Below are 11899 nucleotides of genomic sequence, written 5' to 3'. Positions count from 1 at the left end.
TGACCATCAATGCAGCGTACGCGGAATGGACAGGGTGAAAGTCGGGATCGGCGCCTCGAATTCCGTGCCGTCGTCGGCAAGCATCTGGTAGCTGCCGCCCATGGTGCCCACCGGCGTTTCCAGCACCGCGCCGGAGGTGTATTCGAAATCGTCGCCCGGGCGCATCCACGGCTGTTCGCCGACCACGCCTTCGCCGCTGACTTCCTCGACCTTGCCGTTGGCGTCGGTGATCATCCAGCGTCTGGCGAGCAGGCGTGCCGGCATCGCGCCGGCATTGCGCAGGGTGATGGTGTAGGCGAAAACGTAGCGATTGTCACCCGGCTTGGACTGGTCCGGAACAAAGCGGGTCTGGACCTGCACGTCGATCGTGTAGGAAGGTTTTTCAGTCATGTCGCGATTGTACGGCCTGCCGCCGTGATTGGGTGGCGTTGCCTCGGGTGAGTCGATCAGCGATCGCCGTAGACCTTGGCCAGGCGCACGAAATCCGTCGGCGCCAGTGTCTCGGCGCGGGCGCGCGGATCGACGTCGGCGCGGCGGATCGCATCGGCATCGAGCAACTGCGCCAGGGCATTGGACAAGGTCTTGCGGCGTTGTCCGAACGCCGCCTTGACCACGCTGTAGACGTGTTCGGGTTGCGCGTCGTGCAGTTCTTCCGCAGGCAGCGGCAGCAGGCGTACCACCGCCGAGTCCACCTTCGGTGGCGGCCGGAACGCTTCCGGCGGCACCTCGAACAACGGCTCCACGCGGCACGCCAGCTGCAGCATCACCGACAGCCGTCCATACGTCTTGCTGCCGGGCTCGGCCGCCATGCGGTCGACCACTTCCTTCTGCAGCATGAAGTGCATGTCCTGGATGGCGGCGGCATGTTCCACGCAGTGGAACAGGATCGGGCTGGAGATGTAGTAGGGCAGGTTGCCGGCGATGCGCAGACGGGAGACGCCGTGGCTGTGCGCCATCGCGGTGAAGTCCACCTTGAGCACGTCGGCATGGACGATGTGCAATTCACCCGCGCTGGCGGCGCGGGCCTGCAGGCCGGGGATCAGGTCGGTGTCCAGTTCGATCGCGGTAAGCCTATGGGCAGCGGCGAGCAACGGCAGGGTCAGCGCTCCCTCGCCCGGCCCGATCTCGACCACGAAATCCCCGGCGCGCGGTGTGATCGCGCTGACGATGCGATCGATGTAGCGGCCGTCGTGCAGGAAGTGCTGGCCGAAGCTTTTCTTGGGGCGCGCGTTCATAAAACAGGAGTGAGTGAAGATGAGTGAGAAGTGAGAGTGGCGAGCTGGCGACTTTTACTCACTTCTCACTCCTCTTCACTCTCTTCTCGCCGCTGATCAGCGTCAAGGCGAGGTTTGCCGCGGCGATCAGGCTGGCCGGATTGGCCCTGCCGCTGCCGGCCAGATCCAGCGCGGTGCCGTGGTCGACCGAGGTGCGGATGAACGGCAGGCCGAGGGTGAGGTTGACGGTGCGGTCGAACGCTTCGCTTTTCAGCACCGGCAGCGCCTGGTCGTGATACATCGCCAGCACCGCGTCATAGCCCTGGCGTTGCGCCGGCACGAACGCGGTGTCGGCCGGAAGTGGCCCGATCAGCTGCATGCCTTCGCGGCGCAAGGCCTCGATCACGGGGATCAGCGTGTCGATCTCCTCGTGGCCGAGGTGGCCGGCTTCGCCCGCATGCGGGTTGAGGCCGAGCACGGCGATGCGCGGCGAGGCCAGGCCGAATTTCGTCTGCAGCTCCGCATGCATGATGCGCAGCGTGCGGGTGAGCGTGACCGGCGTGATCGCGGCAGGCACGGCCGCCAGCGGCAGATGGGTGGTTGCCAGCGCCACCCGCAGTTCCGGGCTGGCCAGCATCATCACCACGTCGGCATGGGCGCGCTCGGCAAAGAACTCGGTGTGTCCGCTGAAGCGGATGCCGGCGTCGTTGATCGAGGCCTTCTGCAGCGGCGCGGTGACTACGGCGGCATAGCGCCCGGCCATGCAGCCGTCCGACGCTTCGCCAAGCGTGTCCAGCACGTGGCGGGCGTTGCGTGGATCGGGTCGGCCCGGCACTTCGTCGACCGCCAGCGGCACATGTCGCACGCGCAGTATGCCGGACTGGCGTTCGGTGGCATCCAAACCATCGTCATCGATCAGCGTGATCGGGACCGCGCAGCGCAAGGCCGCACGCAGCAGCAGGCTGCGGTCGGTGATGGCGACGAGGTTGGCCGGCAGGGACGTGCCGGCCAACCGGATCAGCAGTTCGGGGCCGATGCCTGCCGGCTCTCCGGCGGTGACCGCGAGCCGGGGCAACGGCACGGCGTCCAACTGCGCTTACGGCGACTTGACGGACTGGTCGTCCGCGCTGCGCAGCTCGGGTACCAGCACGTTGATGTAGGCGTTGGAACGCAGGTCGCGCAGGTAGTCTTCGTATGCCTGCTCGGATTTGCGTGTGCCGATCGCCTGGCGTGCCTGGTCGCGGGCGAGCTGTACCGTCTGGTCACTCTGGCGCTCGCCGAGGCGTTGCAGGATGTGCCAGCCGGCTTCGCTCTGGAACGGCTTGGATACCTCGTTGTCCTTCAACTGGTCCAGCTGGTTGGCGATGGTCTTGCCCCAGGCATCCTTGGGAAACCAGCCCATGTCGCCGCCGACGTTGGCCGAGGTGTCGTCCTTCGAATATTCCTTCGCCAGCGTGGCGAAGTCCTCGTGTTTGTCGACAATGCGCTGATACAGGTCGCGGGCCTTCTGCTCGGCCTGCTCCGGCGTCACCAGCTCGCTGGGACGGATCAGGATCTGCCGGGCATGCAGTTCGGTGACCATCTTGCGACTGCTGTCGCGCTGGTCGACCAGCTTGAGGATGTGGAAACCGGTAGGGCCGCGCAGGGCGGGGCTGACGTCGCCGGGCTTCATCGTGGCGATGGTGTCGGCAAACGCGGGTGGAATCTCGTCCAGCCGGCGCCAGCCGAGGTCACCACCTTCCAGCGCGTCCGATGCATCCGAATAGCGGATCGCGGCCGCGTTGAAGTCCATGCCACCCTTGATCGCGGCCATTGCCGCCTCGGCCTTGGCCTGGCTAGCCTGAATGGCCGCGGCGTCGCCGCCAGCGGGAATGCTGATCTGGATATGCGCCAGATGCACTTCGCCGGACTTGTAGGTCGGGCTGCTGAGCAGGTTGTCGATCTCGCTGTCGGTTACCGACACGGAGTCCTGCACCACGCTCTGATGCAGGCGTTGTACGGTGATCTGGTCGCCGATCTGCTCGCGGAAGGCCGCAAAGCTGCTGCCGCTGCGCTCGACTTCAGTACGCAACTGGTCGGGGTTGAGGTTGTTCTGCTGCGCCACGCCCTGAATGGCCTGGTCGATGTCGGCATCGGACACGCGAATGCCCTGATCCTGCGCCTTCTGGATCTGCAGCCGCATCAGCACCAGCCGGTTCAGCACCTGCTGCTGCAGCACGTTCATCGGCGGCAGTTGCTCGGCGTGGCCGGCATACTGCTGCTGCACCGAGAGCACGGCGTCGTTCAGCTGGCTCTGCAGGATCACGTCGTCGTTGACGACGGCCACGATCCGGTCCAACGGCTCGCTGGCCGGGGCGGCCGGGGTCAGCAACTGGGCGTGAGCGGGCAGGATGATCGCAAGCGCGAGCAGGAGGGATGCAAAGGTTTGCTTCATCAGTGGAAAGCCTGGTCGCCGCAGCGATTGTGTTTATTGATAGCCGAGAATATCACGGCGCAGCAGGGGGTCGATCTGGCCACCGGTGGAACCCAGGCCCTTGAACACCACTTCGAACATCACCGCGTTGTCCCGCCGATCGAGCCTGCCGGCCGTCGCGATCGGGCCAAAACCGTAATACGCCTGGTTGACGTAGCTGCGTCCGACCAGGCGCAGCGACACGCAGCAGCTGTCGTATTCCACGCCGGCCAGCGCGTCGATGCTCTGGCGATCCTTCACCGAATACGTCCACGCGCCCACCAGCCGCCAGCGTTCGGACACCGGATAGACCACGGAGGCGTTGTATTGTTCCAGCAGCCCCCGACGGTAGCGATAGGAGAAGTTGAAGATGCCGTCCGTGCCGATCCGGCGCTGCAGTTCCAGCATGCCCATGTCGGTGAGCCGGCTGTTCGGGCTCCACTGGTACGAGCTGGCGAGCCGCCAGCGGTCATTCAGGCGGATGTCGAGCTGGGCCACGTAGTCCGAGCGGGTCCAGTCGGTGGGGGGCACCACGCTGTTCTGGCCGCGTGCCAGCTGCACCCGTTGCGGGCTGAAATAGTGGATCTGGCCAAGGCTGGCCGACAGCCGCTCCACGCCGCCCTCGTCGAGCAGGCGCGTGGTGAGCGCCGCGGTGAGGTTGTTCGCATCCATCTGCCGGTCGGCACCGGAGAAGCGGTTCGGCGAGAACAGCTGCCAGTAGTCGAACGTCATCGCGTTGGTGTTGAACAGCGGCAGGTTGTCCTGGTTGCGATACGGCACGTACAGGTAGTACAGCCGCGGCTCCAGGGTCTGCGTATAGCTGCTGCCGAACAGCGAGGCAGCCCGATCGAACACCAGCCCCGAGTCCAGGCTGACCACCGGCAGCGAGCGGCTCGGCGACTTGTCGGTGAACGGCGTGCCGACACCACTGCCCAGCAGGCCGGCATAACCGTAATCCTGGTAATCGCCGTCGAGCTGGTAGGCGGTGTAGCGCCAGGCCACCTTCGGCCGCACGAACCAGGCCGAGCTGCCGAAGTCGGCAGCGAGATAGGGATAGAGGTCCTCGCGCTGGCCCTCGACATAACCGGTCTTGCGGAAGGCGACTGCCTCGCTGTCCAGGCCGAGCTCCAGCCAGCGCGACAGCGGCACGTCCATGCTGAAACGGGCGTAGGGTAGTTGCCGGTACGGCAGGCCACGGTCGGTGATGAACGGATTGACGTTCTGGTAGATCGTGCCGCCAACCGAGGCGTCCCACCACTTGCCGGAACCCACCAGGGCGGCGTTGGAGGACAGTGTATAGATCGCGCTGTGACTCAGGCTGTCGCCGAAGTCGTACAGGTAGCTGGCGTCCGAGGCGTGATTGTACGAGCTGACGAACTGCCAGCCCTTCCACAATTGCGTGCGATCGGAGAACTGCACCAGATAGCGCGAATCACCCCGGGTGTCGGCCAGCCCGTCGCTCTCGCCGTGATCCCTGGGCACGTACTGCGCGTTGAGCTGGCCGGTGCTGCCGGGCACCAGGTAGCGGAACTCGCCGCCCAGCATCGCGCCCCGCGAGCTGTAGTAGCGCGGGTCGAGCGTGGCGTCGTAGTTCGGCGCCAGGTTGAGGTAGTACGGCGTGCTGATTTCGTAGCCGGAGCGTCCGCTGTGGCCGATGGTCGGATACAGGAAGCCGCTCTTGCGCCGGTCATCGATCGGAAAGCTGAAATACGGCAGATACAGGAACGGCACCTTGCCCACGCGCATGGTGGCGTTGCGCGCCACGCCGACGCCATTGACCTTGTCGATGGTGATCGACTTGGCGCGGAATTCCCACACGTGATGACCCACGTCGCAGGTGGAATAGGTGGCCTGCGAATAGCGCGTGTGCTGCGCGTCCAGCATCTGGCCCTGGCTGGCGGTGCCGTTGCCGCGCGCGTCGAGCATCTGGTAGCGCACATCGTTGGCGACGCCGTGGCTGGCCTCGGTGTTGCCGCGCATGTGCGAGGCGGCCAGCAGCTGCCCCGCGTCCTGATAGCGTACGTTGCCGCTCGCGTCGTAGTCGGTGCTGCCGTTGTTGTAGTCGATGCGGTCGGCGCGCAACAACTGGTCAGCGCGCTCCAGCCGCACGTCGCCGCTCAGGTGGTAGACCGACTGGTTGGAGCTGTCCACGTGCCGTGCCTGCACCTGGGTCGGGCTGGTGTCGCGCAGGCTGCTGTCCCGCATCAGGCTGGGGTCGTAGAACTCCAGCAGGGCATTCGGGCGGCACATCGCGTAGTTGAGTGGCCGCGGGGCGCAGTGGAACGAGCCCAGCGGGCAGGCCAGATCGGCCGCTCCGGATGCATCGCTGGTGGCCGGGCTCTGGCCGCTGCTGGCGTCGGCCTGACCGCCGATCAGGGCGAGTGCGGCGGCAACCGCCAACAGGCGGCGTGGAGGTAGCTTGCGCGTCACGGGAAATCTGCCGGCTTCGAAGGCTCGTTAAGCTAACAGAAAGCCCCCCTCGGCGGCAGATGCTGGCGTTGCCGGAAGCGGTCGGGATTCAGCGTGTGAAGGTCGGCCATCGGGATGGTGGAGGCTTTCAATCCATCAGCGCTGCGACGTGTGCACTGCTGCTGGCAGCCAGCGCCGCCAGGTCATAGCCGCCTTCCAGCGAGGAAACCAGCCGCCCGCCGGCATGCGTGTCGGCCAGCGCGACCAGTCGCTCGGTGATCCAGGCATAGTCCTCGCTGCCCAGCCGGATGTCGGCCAGCGGATCGTTGCGATGGGCGTCGAAGCCGGCCGAGATCAGCACCAGCTGCGGCTTGAACGCATGCAGTCGTGGCAGCAGCACGCCGTCCCACAGTTCGCGGAATTCGTGCGGACCGGCGCCGGGCGAGAGCGTGCCGTTGACGATGTTGCCGACGCCGCGCTCGTCCTCGTAACCACTGTCCGGATACAGCGGCGACTGGTGGCTGGAGGCGAACAGCACGCGCGGCTCGCGCTCGAAGATGTCCTGGCTGCCGTTGCCGTGGTGCACGTCGAAATCGGCGATCGCCACCCGTTTCAGCTTGTGCGCGGCCAGCGCGTGGGCGGCGCCCACCGCGATGTTGTTGAACAGGCAGAAGCCCATCGAGCGGTCGGCGGTGGCATGGTGGCCCGGCGGACGCACCGCGCAGAACGCGCGCCGGGTCGTGCCGCCCAGCACCGCGTCGACCGCCGCCACCACCGCGCCGGCCGCACGCAACGCGGCCTCGGTCGAGCCGGCGCCCATCACCGTGTCCTGGTCCAGCGCCAGCATTTCGCCGGGCGGCGGGCCGGCCAGGATTTCCGCGACGTGGGCGGCACCATGCACGCGCAGCAGTTGTTCACGGGTGACCGGCGGCGCCTCGATGCGATCGAGCGCGGCGAAGCGGTCATGGTCCAGCGCCTGCAACACCGCGCGCAGCCGCGACGGCCGCTCGACGTGGCCCGGGCCGGGGTCGTGCGTCAGGCAGGCGGGGTGCGTGTACAGCCGCAGCATGCGGCGATTCAGGCGGACGGCTTGGGCTTGCGCCGACGCTCGTGCTGCCACAGCACTTCGCCGTGGCCGCTGGCACGCGCCAGCACGCGCGAGATCACGAACAGCAGGTCGGACAGCCGGTTCAGGTAGCGCTGCGGCTGGCTGCGGATTTCCTCCACCCGGGCCAGCGCGATCACCTCGCGCTCGGCGCGGCGGCACACCGTGCGCGCCAGATGGCCGCAGGCCGCGGCCATGCCGCCGCCGGGCAGGATGAATTCCTTCAGCGGCGGCAGCGGTTCGTTGAGTTCATCCAGGATCGACTCCAGCCGGCTGATGTCGCTGTCCTCGACCATCGCCATGCCGGGAATGCACAACTCGCCGCCCAGATCGAACAGGTCGTGCTGCACCTGGGTCAGCGCCTCGCGCACCTCGTCGGTGACGCCTTCGGCGGCCAGCAGCATGCCGATCGTGCTGTTGAGTTCGTCCACCGTGCCGTAGGCGGTGACCCGCTGCGAATCCTTGCCGACCCGCGAACCGTCGCCGAGGCCGGTGGAGCCGTCATCGCCGGTGCGGGTGTAGATCTTCGAAAGACGGTTGCCCATGCGGGGGAGATCAGTGGCTCAGGCCGGTCCGGTCCGACTGGCGCAGCGTGCGCGCCAGCAGCGTCACGCCCACGTGCAGCACGGCACCGATGCCGACATACAAGGCGGTGGTGGCCAGGAACGGCAGGTCCCAGTCGCCCAGGTTGGCGAACCAGCTGCCGAAGCTGCGCGGCAGCGGCACGCTGTGGCTGAGCCAATAGAAGCTGCCGTTCGAAATCAGGTAGCACAGCGTTTCGCTGACGAGCAGCGACACCGCGGCCAGGCCGAGCGTGGTCAGGCTCAAGCCGGACTGGTGGCGGGCCAGCCAGCTGCCGCCCATCCACAGCGCGGCGAAATACACCGGCATGAACCAGTACGCCGGCGATACGCAGTAGTGGCTCCAGAAATCGAGCCCGCTGCCGGTGATCGCGAAAAAGTCGACCAGTACCGCGGTGGCGATCAGCAGCGGGAAGGCCCAGCGGGCGGAGCCGCGCAGCCAGAAACCGGCCAGGAAGAAGACGCCCCAGGAGGCGTCGGGCAGCGCGCCGAAATGATGCAGGCGGGTAGCCACCATCACCAGGGCCAGCAGCAGGAAGATGCCGATGCGTTGGTTCTGCGTCTTGGCCATGGGGACTCCGTGTAGGCGACTGGACAGACCGCTAGTCTAGCCGAACGTGCTGCGCCGCAGACAGCACCTGCGGGTATCATCGACGAATGGACGTCTCCGAAATTTCCCCCGGCAGCGAAACCGGCGTGCTGATCATCGGCGGCGGCCTGGTCGGCGCCAGCCTGGCGATCGCGCTGGATGCGGCCGGCATCGCCGCCACCCTGGTCGAGACGGCGGCGCCGCGCGCCGACGCGCAGCCCAGCTACGACGAACGCAACCTCGCGCTGGCCAGGGCTACCGTCAACGGGCTCGACGCGATCGGCGTCTGGCGTCACGCCGCCGCCCGCGCCACGCCGATCCGGCACATCCGGGTCAGTCGCGCCGGAGAGTTCGGCAGCGCCCGCATCGACGCCAACAAGCAAGGCGTCGATGCGCTGGGCTGGACCTTGCCGGCACGCGAGCTGGGCTTGGCCCTGCTGCGACGGCTCGACGAATGCACCCGGCTGACCCGGCTCGCTCCCGCGACCCTGTCCGCGCTGGAGCCGTTGGCCGATGGCTGGCGCGCCCGGATCGACATGGCGGACGGCCCGCGCAGCATCGACACGCCGCTGCTGGTCGGCGCCGACGGCACGCATTCATTCGTGCGCGCCCGGCTCGGCATCGAGGCCGAGCATCACGATTACCGGCAAAGCCTGTTCGTGTGCACGGTCACGCCCGAACGCGCGCACGCGAACCGCGCCTTCGAGCGTTTTTCCGACGACGGCCCGATCGCCATGCTGCCGCTGGCCGAGCGTCGCTGCGGATTGGTGCTCACCGTTTCGGCGGACGAAGCCGACGCGGTGGCCGCGCTGGACGATGCCGGCTTCCTCGACCTGGCCCAGCGTCGCTTCGGCTGGCGGCTGGGTCGCCTGACGCGGCCGGGCAAGCGCCATCCTTACGCGATCCATCGCGTGGCCGCCACGCAACTCGTCGCGCCGCATGCGGTGCTGGTCGGCAATGCCGCGCAGACCGTGCATCCGATCGGCGCGCAAGGTTTCAACCTGGGCTTGCGCGACGCGTTGACCCTGGCCGAGCTGGTGACGGCGGCGGCCGACCCGGGCGATCCCGCCCTGCTCGCGGCCTACGCGGCGCGCCGCGCGCCGGATCGCGAGGGCACCATGGCGATGAGCCACGGCCTGGTCCGGCTTGCCTGCCTGGAGCAACCGCTGCTGGCGCCGTTGCGCTCGCTGGCGTTGCTGGCCTGTGACCGGCTGCCGCCGCTGCAACGGGCGCTGGCGCGGCGCGGCATGGGTTTTTGCGGTGAACCGCCACGGGCGGTGCTGGAGCGCCTGCCATGAATGCATCGGTCCAGGAAACGACGTCCCGGCGTCGTCCACCCACGCTGGACGTGGCGGTGGTCGGCGGCGGTATGGCCGGTGCCGCCACTGCGCTGGCGCTGGCCCGCGCAGGCTTCGGCACGGCCCTGCTGGAGGCGCGTGCGCCGGCTGCGTGGGATGCGCAGGCCGAGGTGGACCTGCGCGTGGTCGGCCTGGCGCCGTCCTCGGTGGCCCTGCTGGATGATCTGGACGTCTGGACATCCATTCGCGAAGCGCGCGCGGCGCCGTATGTCCACATGCACGTCTGGGACGCGGAAAGCGGTGCGACGATCGACTTCGACGCCGCCAGCGAAGGACGCGACCTGCTCGGCCATATCGTCGAGAACTCGCTGGTGCAGTGGACGCTGTGGCAGGCCCTGCAGTCGGCCGGCGTACGCGTGATGTGCCCCGCCGAGGTGACGGCGTTCGAGGCGCGCGAGGATCGCATCCAACTGGAGTTGGCCGGTGGGGACACCCTGTCGGCGGCCCTGCTGGTGGCCGCCGATGGCGCTGCTTCGCCGCTGCGCCGGCTCGCCGGCATCGGCACCCGTGGCCGCGATTACGCGCAGCGCGCGGTGGTGGCGCACGTGACGACCGAACGACCGCACCAGGCCACCGCGTGGCAGCGTTTCCTGCCCGGCGGCCCGCTGGCCCTGTTGCCGTTGGCCGACGGTCGCAGCTCGATCGTGTGGTCGCTGCCGGAAGCCGAGGCCCGGCGGGTACTGGCGCTGGACGAGCCCGCGTTCCTCGATGAACTGGGCGTGGCCAGCGACTTCCGGCTGGGCCGGATCATCGCCAGCACGCCGCGCGCCGGATTCCCGCTGAAACTGCAGCTGGCCGAACGCTACCAGGCCGAGCGCCTCGTGCTGCTCGGTGATGCGGCGCACACGGTGCATCCGCTGGCCGGGCAGGGCGTGAACCTGGGCCTGCGCGACGTGGCCGAACTGCGCGACGTGCTGGTCGACGCCCGCGCCGCCGGTCGCGACATCGGCGCGGTTCACGTGTTGCGCCGCTACGCACGCCGCCGGCGCAGCGCCGACACGCTGGACGCGCTGGGCTTCGACGCACTGGCGCGGGTCTATGCGTGGCAATCGCCGGCGCTGGTGGCCGCGCGAGGACTCGGCGTGCGTGTGCTGGATCGCCTTGCGCCGTTGAAGCGGCGACTTTCGGAACACGCTGCCGGGTATTGAAACCTTGCTCCTCCCCCTGCTCGCAGGGGAGGGGTCAATCAACCCGCGTCAATCAACCCACGCCAATCAACCCACGGAGAATCATCATGCGCATCTCCCGACTCTGCTGCCTGCTGGTGCTTGCCGGTTCGAGCTTCGCCCTGCAGGCGAAGATGGTGCATCGTCCGGTGGAGTGGACCCAGGACGGCACCCGCTTCCACAGCGTGCTGGTGTACGACGATGCCTCGACCGCGCAGCGGCCAGGCCTGGTGATGGTGCCGAACTGGTACGGCATCAACGATGTGGCCGTAAAGAAGGCCGAAATGATCGCCGGCAGGGATTACGTGATCCTGCTCACCGACATGTACGGCGCCAGCGTGCGCCCTCAGGTGGGCAATGCGGCGCAGGCGCAGGCCGCGGTGAAGCCGCTGTACGGCGACCGCGCGCTGATGCGCAAGCGGATCAACGTGGCGCTGGACCAGTTGAAGGCGCAGGCGGCGAGCGCGCCGATCGACCTGAAGAAGCTGGGTGCGATCGGTTTCTGCTTCGGCGGTTCGGCCGTGCTCGACCTGGCCCGCAGCGGTGCCGATGTCGCCGCGGTGGTGTCGTTCCACGGTGGGCTGGACACCGACAACCCGGCGCTGGCGAAGAACATCAAGGCCCGCGTGCTGGCGATGAACGGCGCCGACGACAAGGGCACCATGCCGGACGCGGACAAGTTCATGGACGAGATGCGCTTGAGCCCGGCCGACTGGCAGTTCGTGGTGATCGGCCACGCCGTGCACTGCTTCACCGAGGTCGGCGAGAACTCGCCCGGCTGCCGCTACGACGAACGCGCCGCCACCCGCAGCTACCGCCTGATGCATGACTGGCTGCGCACCGCGTTCGCGGGCACGCCGTAGGGGTTTCTGGCGCTTGCTGAAAGACCTTTGGAGCGGAAAGCATCAGGAGCCAGAGCTTTCGTCTGCCTACGGCAGCCGAGCCACGTTTCTCTGAGTGGCCAGAGAAACGTGGCCCAAAGAGAGGCCACCCCGCTTCCGCGCCTTGCGGACATCCTGTCCGCA

Annotated in this window: 11 protein-coding genes; 3 read left to right on the top strand and 8 right to left on the bottom strand. The window is 67.8% G+C overall.

Annotated elements, in window-relative coordinates; genetic code table 11:
• Positions 1 to 6: 6 nt before the first annotated feature.
• From apaG to AC3A56_RS05615, 8 genes are all read right to left on the bottom strand, one after another.
• The gene (gene apaG / locus AC3A56_RS05650; RefSeq protein WP_007809417.1) at positions 7 to 390 is read right to left on the bottom strand and encodes a Co2+/Mg2+ efflux protein ApaG; all 384 of its coding nucleotides are present in this window, start codon (positions 388 to 390) and stop codon (positions 7 to 9) included.
• Between the two features lie 56 nt (positions 391 to 446).
• Entirely contained in the window at positions 447 to 1235 is a 789-nt protein-coding gene (rsmA, locus tag AC3A56_RS05645; protein WP_487769644.1) for a 16S rRNA (adenine(1518)-N(6)/adenine(1519)-N(6))-dimethyltransferase RsmA, read from the bottom strand.
• 58 nt (positions 1236 to 1293) lie between these two features.
• Positions 1294 to 2295, bottom strand: a complete 1002-nt coding sequence (pdxA, locus tag AC3A56_RS05640) for a 4-hydroxythreonine-4-phosphate dehydrogenase PdxA (RefSeq protein ID WP_487769643.1) — start codon at positions 2293 to 2295, stop codon at positions 1294 to 1296.
• A 15-nt stretch (positions 2296 to 2310) separates the two neighbouring features.
• Positions 2311 to 3648, bottom strand: coding sequence for a peptidylprolyl isomerase (locus AC3A56_RS05635; RefSeq protein ID WP_487769642.1), 1338 nt, complete (start codon positions 3646 to 3648; stop codon positions 2311 to 2313).
• A gap of 33 nt (positions 3649 to 3681) precedes the next feature.
• Positions 3682 to 6096 carry an LPS-assembly protein LptD gene (locus AC3A56_RS05630; RefSeq protein WP_487769641.1) on the bottom strand — a complete coding sequence of 805 codons (2415 nt, stop codon included), beginning with the start codon at positions 6094 to 6096 and terminating at the stop codon, positions 3682 to 3684.
• Positions 6097 to 6223: 127 nt separating this feature from the next.
• The gene (locus tag AC3A56_RS05625; protein WP_487769640.1) at positions 6224 to 7144 is read right to left on the bottom strand and encodes a histone deacetylase family protein; all 921 of its coding nucleotides are present in this window, start codon (positions 7142 to 7144) and stop codon (positions 6224 to 6226) included.
• 8 nt (positions 7145 to 7152) lie between these two features.
• On the bottom strand, positions 7153 to 7725 hold the full coding sequence (locus AC3A56_RS05620; RefSeq protein ID WP_204110611.1) for a cob(I)yrinic acid a,c-diamide adenosyltransferase: 573 nt from the start codon (positions 7723 to 7725) through the stop codon (positions 7153 to 7155).
• A gap of 10 nt (positions 7726 to 7735) precedes the next feature.
• Positions 7736 to 8332, bottom strand: coding sequence for a hypothetical protein (locus tag AC3A56_RS05615; protein ID WP_487769639.1), 597 nt, complete (start codon positions 8330 to 8332; stop codon positions 7736 to 7738).
• A gap of 86 nt (positions 8333 to 8418) precedes the next feature.
• Here AC3A56_RS05615 and ubiH point away from each other — a divergent pair, with 86 nt between their 5' ends.
• From ubiH to AC3A56_RS05600, 3 genes are all read left to right on the top strand, one after another.
• Positions 8419 to 9648 (top strand): 2-octaprenyl-6-methoxyphenyl hydroxylase, encoded by a 1230-nt coding sequence (ubiH, locus tag AC3A56_RS05610; RefSeq protein WP_487769638.1) that lies wholly within the window; start codon positions 8419 to 8421, stop codon positions 9646 to 9648.
• Positions 9645 to 10856: a UbiH/UbiF/VisC/COQ6 family ubiquinone biosynthesis hydroxylase gene (locus AC3A56_RS05605; RefSeq protein ID WP_056763941.1), complete on the top strand. Its 1212-nt coding sequence runs from the start codon at positions 9645 to 9647 to the stop codon at positions 10854 to 10856. Before ubiH ends, AC3A56_RS05605 begins: the two co-directional genes overlap by 4 nt.
• An 86-nt stretch (positions 10857 to 10942) precedes the next feature.
• Positions 10943 to 11737 (top strand): dienelactone hydrolase family protein, encoded by a 795-nt coding sequence (locus tag AC3A56_RS05600; RefSeq protein WP_487769637.1) that lies wholly within the window; start codon positions 10943 to 10945, stop codon positions 11735 to 11737.
• Positions 11738 to 11899: the final 162 nt, after the last annotated feature.

Source organism: Rhodanobacter sp. Soil_C_14 (assembly GCF_057657335.1).
Note: the sequence above shows the minus strand (reverse complement) of the source record. Positions and strands in the feature narration are given on the sequence as shown.